The sequence below is a fragment of the Paenibacillus sp. FSL H7-0737 genome, assembly GCF_000758545.1.
Classification (GTDB): Bacteria; Bacillota; Bacilli; order Paenibacillales; family Paenibacillaceae; genus Paenibacillus_AQ.
Genome location: NZ_CP009279.1, coordinates 462,517 through 481,739 on the forward strand (window position 1 = coordinate 462,517; position 19,223 = coordinate 481,739).

The 19,223-nt window shown below is 45.2% G+C and carries 17 protein-coding genes; 10 read left to right on the plus strand and 7 right to left on the minus strand.

Annotated elements, in window-relative coordinates; translation table 11 throughout:
* Positions 1-22: 22 nt before the first annotated feature.
* Positions 23-1,474: a hypothetical protein gene (locus tag H70737_RS02080; protein WP_042184368.1), complete on the minus strand. Its 1,452-nt coding sequence runs from the start codon at positions 1,472-1,474 to the stop codon at positions 23-25.
* Between the two features lie 80 nt (positions 1,475-1,554).
* The gene (locus H70737_RS02085) at positions 1,555-2,769 is read right to left on the minus strand and encodes an MFS transporter (RefSeq protein ID WP_042184370.1); all 1,215 of its coding nucleotides are present in this window, start codon (positions 2,767-2,769) and stop codon (positions 1,555-1,557) included.
* Positions 2,770-2,930: 161 nt separating this feature from the next.
* On the opposite strand from H70737_RS02085, the gene H70737_RS02090 reads away from it, so the two are divergent.
* The 7 genes from H70737_RS02090 (at position 2,931) to H70737_RS02120 (ending at position 8,500) form a co-directional block, all read left to right on the plus strand.
* Positions 2,931-3,350 carry a pyridoxamine 5'-phosphate oxidase family protein gene (locus tag H70737_RS02090; RefSeq protein WP_042184372.1) on the plus strand — a complete coding sequence of 140 codons (420 nt, stop codon included), beginning with the start codon at positions 2,931-2,933 and terminating at the stop codon, positions 3,348-3,350.
* Between the two features lie 147 nt (positions 3,351-3,497).
* Positions 3,498-4,172 carry a response regulator transcription factor gene (locus H70737_RS02095; protein ID WP_042184374.1) on the plus strand — a complete coding sequence of 225 codons (675 nt, stop codon included), beginning with the start codon at positions 3,498-3,500 and terminating at the stop codon, positions 4,170-4,172.
* Positions 4,169-5,593, plus strand: coding sequence for a HAMP domain-containing sensor histidine kinase (locus tag H70737_RS02100; protein ID WP_042184376.1), 1,425 nt, complete (start codon positions 4,169-4,171; stop codon positions 5,591-5,593). Before H70737_RS02095 ends, H70737_RS02100 begins: the two co-directional genes overlap by 4 nt.
* A 70-nt stretch (positions 5,594-5,663) precedes the next feature.
* Positions 5,664-6,575, plus strand: coding sequence for an ABC transporter ATP-binding protein (locus H70737_RS02105; RefSeq protein ID WP_042184378.1), 912 nt, complete (start codon positions 5,664-5,666; stop codon positions 6,573-6,575).
* Positions 6,572-7,288, plus strand: a complete 717-nt coding sequence (locus H70737_RS02110) for an ABC transporter permease (RefSeq protein WP_042184380.1) — start codon at positions 6,572-6,574, stop codon at positions 7,286-7,288. The genes H70737_RS02105 and H70737_RS02110 overlap by 4 nt, the downstream gene beginning before the upstream one ends.
* Positions 7,289-7,290: 2 nt before the next feature.
* Positions 7,291-8,025 (plus strand): ABC transporter permease, encoded by a 735-nt coding sequence (locus H70737_RS02115; protein WP_042184382.1) that lies wholly within the window; start codon positions 7,291-7,293, stop codon positions 8,023-8,025.
* Between the two features lie 109 nt (positions 8,026-8,134).
* Positions 8,135-8,500, plus strand: coding sequence for an ArsR/SmtB family transcription factor (locus H70737_RS02120; protein WP_042184384.1), 366 nt, complete (start codon positions 8,135-8,137; stop codon positions 8,498-8,500).
* A 55-nt stretch (positions 8,501-8,555) separates the two neighbouring features.
* Here H70737_RS02120 and H70737_RS02125 read toward each other — a convergent pair whose 3' ends face one another.
* Positions 8,556-9,317 carry a CPBP family intramembrane glutamic endopeptidase gene (locus tag H70737_RS02125; protein ID WP_042184386.1) on the minus strand — a complete coding sequence of 254 codons (762 nt, stop codon included), beginning with the start codon at positions 9,315-9,317 and terminating at the stop codon, positions 8,556-8,558.
* Positions 9,318-9,549: 232 nt separating this feature from the next.
* On the opposite strand from H70737_RS02125, the gene H70737_RS02130 reads away from it, so the two are divergent.
* Complete coding sequence (locus H70737_RS02130) at positions 9,550-11,796, plus strand: heavy metal translocating P-type ATPase (RefSeq protein WP_042184388.1); 2,247 nt, start codon at positions 9,550-9,552, stop codon at positions 11,794-11,796.
* Positions 11,797-11,867: 71 nt separating this feature from the next.
* Here the strand turns inward: H70737_RS02130 and H70737_RS02135 are convergent, their stop codons facing one another.
* From H70737_RS02135 to H70737_RS02145, 3 genes are all read right to left on the minus strand, one after another.
* Positions 11,868-12,830: an L-lactate dehydrogenase gene (locus tag H70737_RS02135; RefSeq protein ID WP_042184390.1), complete on the minus strand. Its 963-nt coding sequence runs from the start codon at positions 12,828-12,830 to the stop codon at positions 11,868-11,870.
* 172 nt (positions 12,831-13,002) lie between these two features.
* Positions 13,003-13,503 (minus strand): CcdC family protein, encoded by a 501-nt coding sequence (locus H70737_RS02140; protein ID WP_042184392.1) that lies wholly within the window; start codon positions 13,501-13,503, stop codon positions 13,003-13,005.
* Between the two features lie 235 nt (positions 13,504-13,738).
* On the minus strand, positions 13,739-13,999 hold the full coding sequence (locus H70737_RS02145; protein ID WP_042184394.1) for a GlsB/YeaQ/YmgE family stress response membrane protein: 261 nt from the start codon (positions 13,997-13,999) through the stop codon (positions 13,739-13,741).
* A 249-nt stretch (positions 14,000-14,248) separates the two neighbouring features.
* Between H70737_RS02145 and H70737_RS02150 the strand changes: the two genes are divergently transcribed.
* On the plus strand, positions 14,249-15,298 hold the full coding sequence (locus tag H70737_RS02150) for a lactonase family protein (RefSeq protein ID WP_042184396.1): 1,050 nt from the start codon (positions 14,249-14,251) through the stop codon (positions 15,296-15,298).
* A gap of 129 nt (positions 15,299-15,427) precedes the next feature.
* Here the strand turns inward: H70737_RS02150 and H70737_RS02155 are convergent, their stop codons facing one another.
* Positions 15,428-17,695, minus strand: a complete 2,268-nt coding sequence (locus tag H70737_RS02155; RefSeq protein WP_042184398.1) for an alpha/beta hydrolase family protein — start codon at positions 17,693-17,695, stop codon at positions 15,428-15,430.
* Positions 17,696-18,083: 388 nt separating this feature from the next.
* Between H70737_RS02155 and H70737_RS02160 the strand changes: the two genes are divergently transcribed.
* Positions 18,084-19,211 (plus strand): sulfate ABC transporter substrate-binding protein, encoded by a 1,128-nt coding sequence (locus H70737_RS02160; protein WP_042184400.1) that lies wholly within the window; start codon positions 18,084-18,086, stop codon positions 19,209-19,211.
* Positions 19,212-19,223: the final 12 nt, after the last annotated feature.

Below are 19,223 nucleotides of genomic sequence, written 5' to 3' on the forward strand. Positions count from 1 at the left end.
CAAATCTCTCCGTCCGTTTTCATTAATCCAGATCTTTATGTTTCTTGCGATGACGCCGCTTAAGCTCAGTAACCAGAGCACCTAGCGTAAGGACAACACTGATCATTATCCCGCTCATAATCACGAAAAGAGCAAGAAACTCAAAGGGGGAATAGCTAACCATCTTACTCCATTGAATCTTTCCATCCAGATCGTCAATGACTTGATTCATGCCATAAATCCCACTTACCACCGTAAATACAGTGAGGATCATCAGCAGATTATCACGGCGCTTCGATTGGAACTTATCTTGATACTGAAACAGGTCAGTCAAGGTTTCTTTTACTTCCTCGAACAGAGCGTCGTTCCCGTATACTTTACGCAGCTGAAGAAAAATCTCCCGTCCTTGCGACTGTGAAATCAGCTCTAAGAAATAGAACTTTGCCGAGAATTTATTAATCGAGTAGATTAAATTATCGATCTCATCATAATCGTGGTTTATGCGTAGTCGGGAATGCATATTTGCCAGCTTTAGCAGAACGATTTTGTGGAAAATATTGAGTAGAAATCCGTAATAATATTGCCCGTACATCTGGTTGGCCAGGCTAACGGCGATCTTTGGTTCAGCTCGGGTCAGACAGCAAAAGGTCTGCTCATTCATCATATAATACGAGTCTGGGCCCCATCGATTATAGGAATGCTCATGACAGTAGTTCGCAATATACGCTGGATCGCTGGCACTGGCATAGGGCTTCCCGTTCAGATCAATTCCATCAAGCTGAGAGGCGCGATAGCGTATATTTATACTAATTTCATCAGAATCCCCTTCACTCTGAAAGCCATAAAAGGCTTGCACCTGCATTCTTTCATCTACGAAAAAGGGAAGGGTCTCGAAATAAGCCCCATTAATATCCGAGTGATCCAGAAAAGGCTCCAGTCCATCCACCAGATTTCGGAAGACAAAATCCTCTACCATCTCATAGGTCTGTTCTCCGCAATGGATATAGGTGTAGTCATCCTGTACGAAGGTATTCTCAAGCGTCCGGAAGCGGTCCGCGAATTCCAGTGCAATACTAAAGGGAATCGAATCTCCCTCAAGCTGGACACGTATCGTCACAAATCCAAGCTGAAAAGGACATATGAATATATCTGTTGAGAGAATTTTAAAAAATATAGACTGCTGAGGAATCTCTAGAATACAGTCCAGATTATTGACTCTGGAAAAGCGGCGGAAAGAGTCTACATCCTTCTTGCGTGGAAAAAGAATGTGTGCAGCAAACGGTAAATAGGTGCGCTCCATCCGTTCATGGGAAACACAGTGATCTTCTCCGTAATAGGCATTTTCTAACTCTTTATTATCCAGAAAAAAACGTGTGAAGCCATCATCCTGCAATTGTTGGATAAGCTTCTTAGAATCGCCCTTTTTTATTGAAAAGGGAAAAATAAACTGCATAAGCGCAGTATGTAATAAAGGCTCAGTTGAAAGCTTATCCATTCATCGTCCATCCTTGTGCTCAGAATATGCTTATAGATGACATTACCCTAAAAGGATTAGGTTGATACCATTCTAACATTCTAAATACTGGAACTCTTTCTTTGGACTGCTTGCCTGGATTGGAACCTCCATGCGGCAATGCTCAGCAAGAACAAGAAGGCGGCAAAACCGGCAAGTAATCCAGCAGTTTGTGCCACCTTTAGATGGTCCATAGACCAGCCCATGAATAGGGGCAGCAGAGCTCCACCGACACCTCCAGCAGCGATCATTATGCTGGGTGTTGATTCTTCGGCTCCTGGCAGCATCTTGCTGGAGAAGACTAGAGCTATGGAGAAAATACCGGACATAAATAGCCCAAGTAGCATAATTACGATGAATGCAGCTAATCGATTATCTGTGAACGGAAAAAGAGCCAGCAGTAACAGGGTTAGTAAACAGCTACTTAAAATGTATACACGGTAAGAAATTTTCTCTGCAATCACTCCAGCAAACAATCTTCCCGTAGACATAGCTAGCCAAAAGAAAGTGACTGTCAGCGCCGCCGCAGATTCTGTCATCCCTAGCTTGGCGATAAAGATGGCGGGCATAAAGTTGACCAGACTCATCTCCGTACCTACATAAAGAAAGAAGAAAAGAATGAAGATGCCCAGCAGAATCCATTGTTTCCCTTTATACGGAAGCTGTGTGCTGGACTGCGAGGAATGTGCGGATGCTGAGACTTTGCGAGGTGCTCGCTCGTCTAGTATACGCTGCAGATTCCCAAAATGGCCTCTTCCCCAGAGGATGAGAGAAAGTAAAGAGAAGCCAGCGACAATTAGGAATGCTAATCTCCATGCTCCGGTAGCAATGAGCGGACTGGCGATAAGAGGCATTACAAGTGCTCCTATCCCAAATAGGACTTCAAGTCGGCTCATCGCGATCGCGGTTCCTTCTGTCACAGCTCCGATAATGATGGTGCCGATGACGGCTTCGATCATACCGAAACCAAAGCCAGCCGCAACAGCAATGACATACATCCACTCCCAAGGGGGTAGAAAAGCATACGCAATCTCAGCAGTCAGGAGAAGGGCGGTGGCGATAATGATGCCTCCTCGTTTCCCAAAACGGCGATTGAGTAGGGGAGAGACAAGCACACCAGCCAGAAAACCAGCGAATTGACTAAAGATTAATTGCCCGCCGGCACTATAATTTTGGTCATAATGCTGTAGCAGAACGGGAAGAATAGATCCCAGCACTACATGAGCAAGGCCAATGACAAAGTAGGAAAGACAGCCGATCCAGATCAGTTTTTTCACGAAGTAAGCTCCTTATATTGAAAGTAGTTTATGGAGTAAGGTCGGATTCAATGTGAACCGGAAGGGTACATTATAATAAGCACCATTGTTATGATAAATCCAAACGGTGAGCTTGGATATATAAACTTTTGTTTACATGCTTGAAGGGAGAGATTTACGTAATGGATAACAAACAACTGGAGCAACTCATTATTAGAGCATTGGATGACAACAAGTTTGGTTCCTTTGGTACGATCGAAGAAGGAAATAAACCGAAAGTACGTTACATGGCCATTTTCCATGAGGGTTTGAAGATTTATTTAGCTACGAATCGCAAAACTCATAAGGTGGAGGAATTATCGAATAATCCGAATGCTTTTTTGCTGCTTGGATATGAGTCAGGCGGAAGCAAAGATGTGCTGGAGATTGAAGCCACCGCTACGGTTTCTAAGGATGAAGGGCTGCGCACAAAGGTGTGGAACAAAGAGCTGGAGCCATGGTTTACAGGGCCTGATGACCCTAATTATGTGATTCTTGAACTTACTCCAACGCGTATTGAGTATGTTGGCAGTAATAAAGAGCATGGCGTGTGGACTCCCTAAACCAATTTAAATCGATTCCGAAAGCCTTCCTATCCCCCACGGGTTTAGGAGGGCTTTTTTAAAAGATAAGTCCCTGAGTGTCCTGTTAAAACATGTTATAATGACTTCAACTTTTTACGTAGTTTCTCAGGGGAGGACTTAAAATATATGAGCGTTACTCTGTTATATATTGAAGATGATCATGAAATCGGCAGCGTCGTGTCTGCGGATTTAAGTGAGCGTGGTTATAGTGTGCGTTGGCTGCGGAGCGGGGAGGGAGCGACGGAGGAAGCGGCGCCTTGTCAATTAGCTATTCTGGATGTAATGCTTCCGGGTCTGGATGGCTTTACTGTCGGACAACGATTGAAGCGGGCGTACCCTAAGCTTCCGATCTTGATGCTCTCTGCGCGAACCTCTATTGATGATAAACTGCAGGGGCTTGAATTCGCGGATGATTATTTGACGAAGCCATTTCATCCGGATGAATTGGCAGCCAGAATTGAAGTGCTGCTCAGGCGGAATGGGGCATCTGTTCAGGATTCGCTCACGCTTAAACACCTAGTCGTATATGAAGGGGATAACCGAGTAATAAATGCTCAGACACAGGAAGAAGTCATGCTTACGGGTAAGCAATTTCAGATTTTTTCTTATTTGCTGCGTCATCTCGGCCAGATTATGACGAAGGAGCAGATTTATGAAGCCGTCTGGGGAGAAGCCTATCTCGAAGGGGATAAAACTTTGATGGTACATATACGATATTTGCGCGAAAAGTTAGAACTTGATCCAGGCAATCCGGAAATTATAGAAACTGTCCGGGGGATCGGATATCGGGTAAGAGCATGAGGGGGTTAGGGCGTATTCGCAAGCAGCGTAGCTCTTCTTTGCTATCGGGATATTTGCTTATTATCGTTTCTGCACTGCTTTTTATCCCTGTGGTCCTGCCGTTATCTTTTGTTCTCTACAATATGGTTAATGAAGTGACTAAAGGGGCTCCACCTGTAGACACCTCTCTGTATTCGAGTGTTGCAGCGCTGGAGACCATGTGGCATAAAGAGGCGCTTCAAATGGAAAATGCTTCTTCGGAAGGCATAAATGAGCGGCTATATGAACTGAGCGGGAAATACACTGAGGCTACTATGTTTTGGGTAGATGGGCAGGGAATGACCCAGTTGATTCTCACACCTGATGAAGGCAATCCGGATCATGGCAGCGGAGTTCCGGAGCAGTGGACTGCGGCTGAGGCTATTTTTTTTATGAAAGAAAGTACAAAGCGTGATCCTTTAGCCATCGTCGCCTTTATGGGAGATCGAGTGGATGCGGGTAAAGGGTTTATGGTAATGCAAATTCCAAACAAGCTGCTCAACAAAGGGGCTTATGGGGGAGTCGGGGCTTGGGCTTTGTATTACTTTGTGCTCTTTGTACTTTTTGGAGGGTTCGCACTGGTTTCTTTGCTGTTCTTTAGAAAAATACGCAAACGGCTACTACAGCTGCAAACCGCGATGACGATTACGGGGCCGGATAGAATGCCTAAGTCTATTATGACGGGCAAGCTGGATGAGATTGGCAGACTGGAGGAAGCTTTTAACACGATGGTGGCGAAGCTTGACGAAAGTCGAAAGAGGGAAATCGAAGAGGAAGAGCTTCGAAAGCGTCTAGTATCTAACCTATCTCATGATTTGCGTACACCACTAACGGTTATTCGCAGCCACATCCATGTAATGACTAAAGAGAGCTTAACCCCGCAAGGACAACAGTCCTTAGAGCTAATGGATAAGCGAATAGCAGATCTTAGCGTCTTGATCGAGAATCTTTTATCCTACAATCTCCTCAACAGCGGACGGATCACTTTGAAGAAGGAGCGTAAAGATGTCTTGCGCTTGTTGCGGGAAAGTGCTGCTGCTTGGTACCCCGTATGGGAAAAAGAGAACTTCGAGATCGATATTGACCTGGAGGCTGATCCGCTGTTCTGGATGGTGGATGAGGTCTGGTTCCGCCGTATTCTTGATAATCTGTTTCAGAATATTGTACGTCATGCCAGCAGTGGTCTTTATGTAGGGATTTCTACGGAGTCCCGTAATGGGCAACGTGTTATTTTGATTACGGATCACGGCAGAGGTATCCAGAGTCCATCCGATTACAAAGGGGCAGGATTAGGGCTGTCCATCGTGGATCTGTTAATGAAGCATATGGAGTTAGAGTGGGATATGGAGAGTACAGGAGATGGCACCTCTATTGTAATCTTCAATCCACGGGATGAAATTTAAACAAAACTTAAACTTCGTGCCGCCTTGTTCTTAACCTTGGGACGTTATGCTAATTACCGAGGTGAGGAACATGAAAGAAACAGTGATTGAAACGAAAGATTTATTAAAAAAATACCGTGGCCGGGCTGCGGTGGAAAATTTAAATTTGAACATCCGCAAGGGAGAGATCTATGGCTTTCTTGGCCCGAACGGGGCAGGGAAAACAACAACAATTCGTATGCTGCTTGGACTGATCACTCCAACATCAGGAAGGATTGAAGTCTTCGGCCAGGATCTTCGCAAGCATAAACTGCAAATTTTGCGGAAGGTAGGGTCGCTTGTCGAGTCTCCATCCTATTACGGGCACTTAAGCGCTGTGGATAATCTTGAAGCCATCCGGCGTATCCTTGGTGCTCCGAAGTCACGGATTGCTGAGGTGCTAGATATTGTTTCCTTAACAGGGGAAGAGAAGCGTCCAGTTAAAGGGTTCTCCCTTGGGATGAAGCAGAGACTAGGTATTGCTGCTGCCTTGCTCGGGGAACCGGAGCTGCTTATTCTGGATGAGCCGACGAACGGACTTGACCCGTCAGGGATTCAGGAAATTCGCGGACTGATTAAACGATTGCCGCAGGAGCAAGGGATTACTGTCGTAGTATCCAGTCACTTGCTTAGTGAAATTGAGCAAATGGCGGATACCGTAGGGATTATTCGTCAAGGGCAAATGGTGTACCAAGATAGTATAACGAATCTGCAGCGGCAAGCCGGGGGAGAAATGCGGTTAGCAGTCTCGGACCCGGAGGCCGCGCTGCGTCTTGCTGAAGAACGGGGGTACACAGGGATACTTCAAGACCAAAAGCTAGTCTTCTCCCGGATGATCGATGCAAGAGTTGCCTTGCTAGTCAAAGCCTTGGTAGAGAATGGGCATGCTATTTATCGTGTAGAGGAGCGGAGACAATCACTTGAGGACTTCTTCCTGCAGGTTGTAGGAGGAGAGGAATCATGATGTGGCGGGCACTGTCGGCGGATTGGCTCAAAATCCGTGGCAAGGGACTCTGGTTTCTAGTGTTTCTTGGACCGCTTGGACTTGTAGCCATGCAAGGCTTGAATTTCGGCCTTCGTTATGATTATCTTCGCGAGCAGTATAGTGCGGATTTATGGGGTGGGCTTCTGAACAATGTGGCTGCATTTGTGCCCATTGCTCTCTTTCTTGGAGGGACCTTAGTATGCTCGTTGATTGCAAATGTAGAACATCAGATGAGCTCGTGGAAGCAGCTCTTGGCACTACCTATCTCACGTACTTCAGTATTTATGGCTAAGCTGGTGTTATGTTTGGTGCTAGTGGCGGTTTCTTGTTTGTTGCTCTCGGTGGGTACAGTTGGTTTAGGGCTTGTTTTGGGCTTCAAGGTCGAACTGATTCCGTATTTGGATGTGTTACGAATTGGCTTTATGTCCTATATTGCAGCGTTGCCGGTTATCGCTTTGCAGCTGTGGCTTTCTCTGGCTAACCGTAATCAGACATTGCCAGTTGCTCTTGGAATAACCTTATCTCTGGTGTCTATCTTCTCCATGTTACTTTCGGAGTGGGTTCCTTTAACATGGCCATATATGGCTTGGGAATCTTCGCATCGTCTCTTATTTAGCAGCGCAGGGTTGCTACTGGGGCTGCTGATTCTTTTGCCGGGTGCACTGCACTTCGCACGAAAGGATGTGGATTAACGATGAATTCATTTTGGAGAGTGTTGTCGGCAGAACGATTAAAAATGTCTAAATCATATGTCTGGCTTTTAGTTATAGGCAGTCCGATTTTAGCATTACTTCCCGGGGCATTGGCGGATAATCAAGGGGAGAAGATGAGTTGGGAACTGTTGTTAAATGTGATGTCCATGATGCATGCCTTGCTGTTTCTACCTGTGCTTTCGGGTATTTTCGCAGCGCTGATCTGTCGTTATGAGCACCATGACGGGGGCTGGAAGATGTTGCTGTCTCTGCCTGTGACTCGTTTATCAGTGTACCTCTCAAAATATGTGATGATTATCGGATTGCTGGCTGCGGTTCAACTAACGTTCCTGGTGATGGTGCTGGGAATGGGTTTATTCCGAAATATTCCGGATTCAATCCCTTGGTCGCTGCTGCTAAGCTCGGTATTTGGCGGCTTTGTTGCCTGTCTGCCACTCGCTGCACTGCAGCTGGCTATCTCTCAAGGCTGGAGCAGTTTTGGCGCACCGCTGGCGCTGAATGTGAGTCTGACCATTCCCAATATGCTGATCGCCAATTCTTCAACCTATGGCCCCTATTATCCTTGGGTACAACCGATGTTGGCTATGATGCCGTATGGTGATGACACGTTTGGGGCTTTTAATTTACCGTTCGAAACGCTGATGATGGTAGTGGGCGGTAGTTTTATTGTGTTTTTTGCGGCAGGACTACTCTCCTTTTATCGTAAAGCGGTCTGATTTACAGCGATTCTTATAAACGCCTTCTCCATGGACATCCAGAGCTGGTTTTCATATAATTGAGGAAAACAATCAGCAAAGCTGACTAGCTGGTGGAGGAGGCGATAGCATGGAGCCAACGGCATTAGAAGATTGCGATAACACATGCAAGGGTTCGGAGCTTGAACCGGAATCCATTGCATTGATTCTGCCTGACCGAGAAATAACGGATAAAATGGCAGAGATGTTCAAAGCGTTGGGTGATCCCACACGAGTGCGGCTCATTTACGCTTTGTCCCAGAAAGAATTATGTGTACACGATTTGTCCGTGATCCTTGATATGGGACAATCTGCGATATCCCATCAGCTCCGTTATTTACGGAATTTACGAATTGTGAAGCGTCGTAAAGAAGGAAAGACGGTATTCTATTCGCTCAACGATGCGCATGTAGAGCAGATCTTTCTGCAGACGCATGAACATGTCCGTCATGAATAGCTGTATTTTTCAAAAAAGAGCGGTTCTCCGATTGTTGGAGAACCGCTCTTTTGCGTTAACTAGATTGATTTAGGTTGCTCGATAGGGTTGGTTTTCTAAAGGATAGAGCCAGCCAGAGACAATGCACAGCGAGTACGAGAAGGATGAATAGATCGATCCCCATATATTCGCTTGTATTATCATTTCCAACAAACTGAATCAGATTATGTACAAAATGAAACAATATCAGCGGTAGAATATTATTATTTTTCAGCATCAATAAAGAAAGCACAAAACCGATCAGAAGAGAATATACGAGCTGTAGGATGATTTGCGTCGTGTCTGTACCGGATAAAGCATTAAGCAAGTGGGTAATAGAGAAGAGTATGCTTGAAGTAATCACAGCCGTTTTAGTGCCCTTAGTGAGTAAAGTCTTGAAAATCAATCCGCGGTAAATACTTTCTTCCACAAAGGCTACAAGCAGGGTGAAGAAGATAAAGAACAACACCTCAGACGTACTGATCTCACGAAAACCTTTAAAGGATATGGTGATCAGGACGACAGCTAGAGGTGCGTAATAGATCCACTTCCCAGAGGAAATGGTATTCAGAGGACGGAAGCCAAGATCACTCCATTTGTTCTTAACCGTGAAGTAGATGATCAGTACAAGCGCGATTGGAATAAAGGAGATCAGTACAGGGGCGGTATACGAAAGCTCTTTAATTGTAGCGTAAGTCCCGGCGGCAGATACAGCTAGAAGTAACAGCACCTCAATAATAACAACGGTCCAAATAGGGTGTTTCTGTGAAAAAGAAGACGTCTTGGCTAGCTTTGACATGGTCTACATTCATCCTTCCTTCTGTGTAATTTAGTTGCCAATTCATCTCGGGTGCGATCATACATGATTTACCATATTTTCACGAAAAGATCAATTTATTTAATTTTTATGAGAGCGGAGAAAAATGGTGTATATGACGTATTGACCTTCAAAAATAAAGGGAATATAATAGCAATAAGAAAACATATGAACAAGTGCTCATATATGGTTTTTATTTGAGGAGATGTGCCGTATGGATACGATGCAAGGAAAAGTAAAACGTCAGTGGGAACTAGAAGGCTTAGATTGCGCCAATTGCGCAAGGAAAATCGAAGATAAAGTGAAAAAAATTGAGGGCGTATCGTCTTGTTCCGTTAATTTTGTTACGAAGACAATGACGATGGAAACCGCCGCAGGTTATGAGGAATCGGCGATTGTAGAAGCAAAGAAAACGGTGAAGGCACTTGAGCCCCATGTAAATGTAAGAGAGAAGACTCAGGGCAGTCGCAAGCTGCAGAATAACAGTAGTCATACGCATGGAGAGGATCACAAACATGGCCATGAACACGATCATCAGTCTACAGACGGACATAAGCATGATGATGCGGATGGTCACAGCCATGGCCACAGCCACGAGCATGGGGAAGGCGATACGCGTAAGATTCTACTGCGGTTAGGTGGCGGTGGGATACTCGCGCTTGCCGGAATATTCTTACCGGTGGAGGGTGTAGTAGAACTGCTGATTTTCTTAGCAGCCTATCTCATTGTGGGTAGTGAAGTTGTCTGGCAGGCGATTAAGAACATTATCAGGGGTCAGGTATTTGATGAGAATTTCTTGATGGCTCTGGCAACCATCGGTGCTTTTGCGATTGGTGAGTATCCAGAGGGCGTAGCGGTTATGCTCTTTTACCAAATCGGAGAGTTGTTCCAAGGTCTAGCAGTAAACCGTTCACGTCGATCTATCACGGCACTTATGGATATCCGTCCCGAATTTGCTTACCTTAAGCTTGGAAATGATCTAAAACGAGTCTCTCCTGAGGAAGTAGTGATCGGTGATGTGATTGTTGTGAAACCGGGTGAGAAGGTACCTCTGGACGGAACGATCCTTGAGGGAAGCGCCATGATGGATACATCAGCACTTACCGGGGAGTCTGTACCGCGTTCGGCTGGACCGGGAAGCACAGTATTAAGTGGATTTATTAATCGAAACGGCGTTATTACGATGCAAGTCACACAGACCTTTGGTGAATCAGCCGTATCCAAAATTCTGGAGTTGGTACAGAATGCTTCAAGCAACAAAGCCAAAACAGAGAACTTTATTACTAAGTTTGCACGGGCTTACACACCTATAGTAGTGATCACAGCTGTGCTGCTAGCTGTCGTTCCTCCGCTAGTGATTAGCGGGGCAACCTTCTCAGATTGGATTTACCGGGCGCTTGTATTCCTCGTAATCTCCTGTCCATGTGCGCTTGTGGTCTCGATTCCACTTGGTTTCTTCGGAGGGATTGGAGCAGCTTCACGCAGTGGTATTCTGATTAAAGGAAGCAACTATCTTGAAGCGTTAAATGATGTGAAAGTAGTTGTCTTTGATAAGACCGGAACGTTGACTAAGGGGCAATTTAAGGTTACAGGAATTTATCCGTCAGGTGGCAAGTCTAAGGATGAATTGCTGCAGACAGCTGCTTATGCGGAGAGCCATTCGAACCATCCGATTGCCGAATCGATTAGGGCGGCTTATGGAGAACAGATTTCTAAGGAAGCGATCTCGAATTACAACGAAATCTCCGGTCATGGAATCGAGGTTTCGATTGAAGGCAAGACCGTACTTGCAGGTAACGCGCGTCTGATGGAGCGAGAGGGCATAGCTTATGAGGTGCCAGCGCAAAGCGGTACAGTTGTTCACATCGCGGTGGATCATCAGTATGGGGGTTATCTGGTGATTGCTGATGAAGTGAAGGAGGACTCGCAGCAGGCTATTCAGAGCCTCAAGAAGCTTGGCATCCGTAAAACGGTGATGTTAACTGGCGATGCTTCTTCTGTAGCTGAAGATGTTGGGAAGCAGTTAGGTGTAGATGAGGTTCACGCGGAGCTTTTGCCGCAGCATAAGGTAGAGGCCATCGAGAAGCTGGATCGTGAAAAGTCACATCGCGAGAAAATTATTTTTGTCGGTGATGGAATTAACGATACCCCAGTACTAGCTAGAGCAGATGTTGGGATCGCAATGGGCGGACTGGGCTCCGATGCTGCGATTGAAGCGGCAGATATTGTAATTATGACCGATGAGCCTTCGAAGATTCCTGTTGCTATCGGAATTGCCAAGCGTACACGGATGATCGTATGGCAAAATATTATTTTTGCTCTAGGCGTTAAAGCTATATTTCTTATTCTCGGCGCATTTGGGATTGCCACGATGTGGGAGGCTGTATTCTCAGATGTTGGGGTAACCGTGCTGGCTGTACTGAACAGTATCCGAGCATTAAAAGTTAAAGATCAAGGATAAAAAAATCGCTCTTTAGGGTATTGGTGTTATTCACCGATCCCCAAAGAGCGATTTTTTCTGTTTGCAGGAGATTAAATGCTGTCTTCCAAGTGTAAGCTCTCAATGCCTGAGCGAACAATGCTGCAGGAGGCGTTGAATTTCTCCGCTTCTTCGGTGTTTAGGTTAAGCTCCAGTAGCTCTTGAATTCCAGTGTTGCCAATAATGGCAGGTACGCCGGTACATATACCACTTTGCCCGTACTCTCCATCCAGAATTGCGGATACGGCAATGATCTTATGCTCATCATTCAGAATGGAACGAGTAATGTAAGCCAGTGCGCTGCCAATACCGAAATGTGTGGAGCCTTTTTTGGTAAATATCTCCCAGCCCGCATCTTTGGTCTTGCGGGAGATATCCTCCAGATCTAGATGCTGGAACCGCTCACGATGCTGATCCATAATTTGCAGGATGGGCTTACCGCCAATCGTCACATGTGACCAAGCTACAAACTGGGATTCACCATGTTCTCCAAGTGCGTAGCCGTTTACGCTGCGTGGATCGATGGAGAAAACATCAGATAGTAGTGTCTTTAGGCGCGAGGAGTCAATGGAGGTTCCTGTACCAATAATTCTGTGGCGAGGCAGCCCTGATATTTTCCATACCATATAAGTGACAATATCGACTGGATTAGCGGCGACTACGAATATTCCATCGAATCCCCCAGCCATAATGTTGGTAATAATTTCTCTAGTAATGACTGCAGAAGCTTCCAGGACGTCAAGTCTTGTCTGCCCTGCCTTTGGATTAGCGCCGGCTGTTAAGATAACTACATCCATTCCTGCGCAGTCGCTATGGGTTCCGGCATACACCTTGGTGCGTGTGCTTGTGAAATCCATGCAGTGTGAGAGATCAAGTGCTTGTGCCATAGCGCGGTCATAGGTGCGGTCGATCATCATGATCTCGTCGCAAATTGCCTGATTGACCATGGAGTAGGCGCAGCTGGAACCGACCATCCCGGCACCGACGATGGCAACTTTTCTTGATTTACTTTTCAATTGCCTTGACCTCGCTTTCTATTGTTAGGTATGCATATATTTTAACGTATCCCTCCACAAGTTACCTAACATCGGACACAGAAAAATGTTTTTTCCTACAAGGTATTCATCCACGTAAGAAGCCATCTCAATCGTATGAATTGAAATGGCTTCTTAGAATAACAATATATACTTATGACTGTAAGGACTGTGCCTCCGAGGAGGTCATAGCTTTATAACGTTTGTACATAAAGAATCTCCAATGAAGAATCATTCCGAAGGCTAAGATGAAGAATAACCCACCGGACTGAGGGATACTAACATAACTATTAATAAATTCATGAAGTAAGGTGCGAACTAAAAGGAGTCCGAGCAGAATGAAAGCAAAGCTCTTAGAACGCTGAGCATAAATTTGTCCATCCCGTTGTTCGAAGTTTGTGCTGCGTATTAGAGGATACGCGAAGATGAACCAGCCAATCAAAAAGGCGAGTGCTGCCCACCATAAAGGAAACCTAACTTCAGGTACAACGAACATGGCAAAGCCAGTCGACATTCCGAGAGGTGGAATCCATATTTTTCGAATGGTAACCGGACGTGCGCTAGCTTTTAGACGAATAAAAATAACCATTAGCGCCATGAGCAAGGTCCCTATAGTGGAGCCGATATGTAGGAGTGAGGGGTTAATGCTACCCATGATTCACGACCTCTCTATGATTTGAGTCACTTGTATCTTCATTATAACAGAAAAACGATGGCGGAACATTGAAGTGTAGCCGCTGTATGGAGGTAGTAGCTCCGTGAAAAGCACTGCATACTACATTAAGTAGAAAGAGGCCGAAAACACCAAATAGCAGGTCAAGGTAGTTAACCTTGACCTGCTATTTTTTTAATAATATAAGTAGTCCAATAATTATTGGTTCAGCCTAAGCTTATGAACGGCTACGTCCATTTGTTGAGCGAAGAATAAGGCTGACGATAAAGATCAGAACAACGGCCCCGATCAAAGAAGGGAAGAAATAGAAATCACTTACTTTAGGTCCCCAACTTCCCAGAAGCACGCCACCGAGCCATGAACCGATAATACCTGCGATAATGTTACCAATTACCCCGCCTGGAATATCTCTGCCCATAATCAGACCCGCTAACCAACCAATGATCCCACCAACAATTAACATCCATAAAAAACTCATGTTACTTCAACTCCTTCGTTTTGTTGTTTTCGATGTCTACTATTAACCTTGCCAATCATGTTTAAACCACTTGTAAAAACTTACTACTGCCGGAAGAGTTAGGAAATGGCTTCAAAATTGAACTCGATAATGTATTACAACTATAAACATGCTATAGTGAAAAAATATTATAAAATACTGAGTAAGTTGCTATCAGTAAAGGGTAATTAAGAAGTAAATACAATTTATACAAACAAAGGAGTCGCTACTATGGAACGGCCTAATGAGGTATTGTTTTATGTGGGAACGTACAACCCTGAAGGTGAGGAAGCTATTCTACTCTGCTCACTTAGTCCTTCATCAGGGGAAATGAAGATTCTTGAGGGTACTAAGGGCATTGAGAATCCATCGTTTTTAGCAGTAAACAGCACAGGCAGCGTGCTCTATGCGGTTAGTGAGAAGGATGAGGGCGAGGTCTATGCTTTTGCTATTGATCCTGTTACTAAAGCGTTGAGTCCACTTGGAAGTCGTCCTACGGAAGGTGGCGCTCCTTGTTATGTCTCGATCAGTCCTAAGCAAGATTACATATTCGTCTCTAATTATTCCGGTGGCAATGCCAACGTATTTCCTGTAAATGAGGATGGTTCGCTTCAGGTCATGTCTGATCAAGTGAAACATGTAGGTTCAGGAATTCGTGAAGACCGTCAGGAAGCTCCGCATCCACACTCCGTCATTCCGGATGGAAGCGGCAAGCATATACTGGTTTGCGACTTGGGACTGGATCAAATCCTGATTTATCGCCTTGAAGAAGGTAAGCTGTCTAAGCATCGGGAGATTAATCTCCCACCAGGTTCAGGTCCACGCCATCTGGCGGTACACCCTTCAGGACAATGGATTTATCTGGCGAATGAACTAAACTGTACCGTAACGGTATTTGCTAATGATGAGCAGAATGGAAACCTCAGCATTTTACAGCATGTCAGCACGCTTCCAGAGCAATATAATGCGGGTAGTGATGATACAGCTTCCGATATTCATGTATCGCCATGTGGTAAATTCTTGTATGTCTCAAACCGGGGACAAGATAGTATCGCCTTGTTCCATATTGAGGGTTCAACAGGTCATCTTGAAGCGGTAGATTGGCAGGTTACAGGCGGACGTACTCCGCGTAATTTCGCCATTATTGGTGGCAAGCTGCTCGCTGCGAATCAAAATAGTGATATTATTACTTCGTTCTCCATCGATAGTGACAGTGGCAGATTAATTCCTACAGGGAACGAGCTGAAGATAAAGACACCGGTCTGTATTCAAGCCGTGTAGGCTGGGAATAGGTTATTGTATGTTTCAATATTAGGGGCTATTCCCCGAAATTTATCAAAATAAAAGGCCTTCCAATCAGCTGTACATGTGCTGAGGGGAAGGCCTTAAATGGTATAATGGCAAGTTACCTTAAAACATATTTCGAATTCCTAGATCGTAAAAGCCGATGTCATCTAGCATGATTTTATCTCCCTCGTCTTCAAGGTAGAAGGTGATTTCCGTCAGGTTCTCAGGCTCTAGCTCAGGTTCTTCCTCCTGAAACTGTTCGAACGGCATCTCATAGGTCTGAAATACAGCTTCGGACAGATCACCGTACTTCCCATCATTAATCCGTTCTTCAAGCCATGGGAATAACGTGAACTGAGTTTGCGGAAGTGGAAGAATATCCATTACCTCACTTAACGGCAAGCGTGCCGAGGTATCATTTTTGTCGGTTAACTCAACCTCTACATTGGGAGGTAGCGGAATACTTAGTTCATCTTTGATATCACCATTGAGGTTTGCTAAGGAAAATGTAAGGCCATCTGCGTCTGAAAGGGCCATTTCAGTAACAACACTGTCTTTAAGCTTAATGTTGTAATAAGCTTCCTCGTCTTTTTTGGCTGTGCGTTCAAGAACGACACCATATGTGGCTTTGCTCTTCGATTCACGATCCTTCGCGAGCTCTTCCGACCAGGATAATCCGGATGCTTCTGCTGTTCCGAGATTAACGGTATTCTTGTTGCGGTCCTCGTCAAATGTGGCTACTGGCCGATATCCCCCATCCTGGAATCGATTGTAGTAAGTGGTCTCCGGTAGCCATTTCAGTCCGCTGCGGTAATCCCGGAACAAGCTCTGGTATTCGTCTTTTCCATGCAAAGTGGTCTCTAGAAAAGCTGATACATACACTTTAGCGATTTGCCGCTGCTTGTCTGCATCCATAGTTTGCGCTCGATTTAAAAAGAGGCCAGCAGGTAATGTCTGATCATACGCGCCCCAATCACTGTTGAATTGACTGTGATTGGCGTCTGCAATATACAGCGAGCTTTTGAAAGCAGAGGACCCTTGGGAATAGGATGCACGTATATACTGGCGGTCACCATAGAAATCATGTACATCCCCATCACGAGCCCCTTGCAGAGTCAAATAGTTGACATCCTTGAGACGGGCTTGCTGATCGTCTATCGTTTTGTCCGTAGGGGCAAGGGCGACCACAGAGGCTATATTAAAACGATCTACTGCCTTCATAACGGGATCATTTTTAAACCAACGCTCGGCGTCTGCTGCCATAGCAACAGCTTGTCCTCCACGGCTATGGCCGAGCAGGGCGGTTTTTGTGAAATCTATTTTTTGATAAAAAGGATTGTCTGGTTCATCCGAGAAAGCTGCTAGCTGTTCCAGGTGTTTCAGAATGATCCAGGTCCGTACTTTGAAATCATTGTCCGGAATACCGGACCAAGCAGAATAGTTCAGGAAATTCTCATCCAGGGAAATTGCGATAAACCCCCGGCTGGCCAAGAGTTCACCGAGATAAGCGTACCCTCCGTCAGAGTAATCTTCCATCATATGATTTCCGTGCACCATCAGAACTACCGGATAGGGACCATCGCCCTCAGGCATCCATACTCGGCCGTTCAGTGGAAGTGCATTATAATCGAAACCCCAGAATAAAGTGCGGAGCTTTGACCAATCCTTAATATAAGCAGAAGCATCTACTGTAGAAGAGATCACATTGGTATCCTTGCCGTATTCGGTCCGATGCAGATCCTTACCGCTGGCATAAGTGAAGGTCTGATAGGCTTGATTGCCAGGTTGTGACGGACTTGCGGCTGTCAATGGAATCACATCAGAATCACTGATATCAATGGGTTCCAAAGTAGGTATTTCCTGCACTCCGTTTGCCAGAGCAAGTTGGGAAAAAGTTACCGTAATGGTAAGCAGAAGTCCCATGGTTATTCTTTTGCTGCGCAGCAGTCCGATGGCTAATCCACCCAATGCACCTAATACGGATAGTAGAACAGCAATGAGAGCCGCAGCTTCAATCTCAAAATCTGCGTAATATAAGATTAGTAGAATCGCTCCAACATCGCTCAATACACAACCTGCGAATAGTCGTGGGATGCGCAGTCCGGTCAAGGCGATCAGTACAGCAATGATATTGCTGGCAATGGCCAGCAGAATGGTACTCGTACCTGCAGCGAGTGCAATATCTGTTGGCACCCCTAATCCAGTGGGTATACCTAATACGGCAGTGGTGAAGGCTAAAAAGCAAACGATCCAAAGACCAGCGATTGCTGTCCTCCAGACCGTTGTATCATAACGGTAAGTTCCCCTAATCCTTCGACTAATTTCTTGAGTCATTCTCCTATGAAGCCGTGGTCTTATCGGCGCAGGGACGTACTCTAAATCCATACCCATGATTCTCACTCCCGACATTAAGCGGTAATTTCTCTAGACCATAAGCTGTAGCAATAATATTACTTTATAGCATCAATAACAAGTGGATCTTACAGGAACCCACACTATTGCCTGAATAGCGTGGGATTTGAAAGATTCCTTTGTCATTGGCTGGAAAAAAAGGTTTGACACGGTTAAAGGGTTTCAGTATTATATCCATATAAACCAACTAAGTAGATAGGAATAATTGAAGAAAGTTCTTACCGTACAGACGGAGGAACGCCTGCATTAGGCTCGCAGACACGTGTCATAGGACCGGTTTGACCTGCCATACGTGGGCTTTCCTCCGTTCTTTTTGTTATCCACAGGAAAGAAATGAAGGCAAGAAAAACATGGGGGAGTGGAAAAGATGAAGAAAAAGATGAATAAAGGGCTTCTTGTAGGGTTTAGCTTGTTGCTGACGGCAGGGCTTACTGCTGCTTGCGGCAGCAATAACAACAACGGCAATAGTGCTAGTTCGGCAACAGACGCACCAGCAACAACCAATTCAGCGGAGGCCACAAATGCGGCTGAAGCAACAAAAACTCCATCTAAAGATCCAGTAGAGCTACTGAACGTATCTTATGACCCTACTCGCGAATTGTACGAGAATTATAATAAAGCTTTTGCTGCCTATTGGGAGAAAGAAACAGGACAGAAGGTCACCATTAAACAATCCCACGGTGGATCGGGGAAACAAAGCCGTGCTGTACTTGATGGTCTGGAAGCGGATGTTGTGACCTTAGCACTTGGTTATGATATTGATGCCTTGCAGGAAAAGGGACTTATTAATGAAGGCTGGCAAAGTAAATTTGATCATAACAGTTCACCGTACACCTCGACGATCGTATTCTTAGTACGCAAAGGAAATCCAAAAGGAATCAAAGATTGGCCGGATTTGCTTAAGGAAGGCGTAGAAGTGATTACACCAAATCCGAAAACATCAGGTGGCGCACGTTGGAACTACTTGGCGGCGTGGGGTTACGCGCTAGACCACAACAATAACGACGAAGCTAAGGCTGAGGAATTTGTAAAAGAATTGTTCAAACATGTTCCGGTGCTAGATACGGGTGCGCGCGGTTCTACGACCACTTTTGTAGAACGTGGAATTGGCGATGTGCTGATTGCATGGGAGAATGAAGCTTACCTTTCTGTAGAAGAGCTTGGTCCAGATAAATTCGATATCGTAAATCCATCTGAGAGCATTCTGGCTGAACCGCCGGTAGCAATAGTAGATAAGGTTGTGGATAAAAGAAATACGCGTGAAGTGTCCGAGGCTTACTTGAAGTATCTCTATACGGAAGAAGGACAAAAAATCGCGGCTGAGAACTACTACCGTCCAACGCTAGAAAGCGTGAAAGAACAATATAAAGATAAGTTCCCGGAAATAAAGCTCTTCACATTGGCTGATAAATTCGGAACCTGGAAAGAAACGCAAGAGAAGCATTTTAACGATGGCGGGATCTTTGACAAGATCTATGTGCCGGGTGCTAAATAATAGATTAAAAAA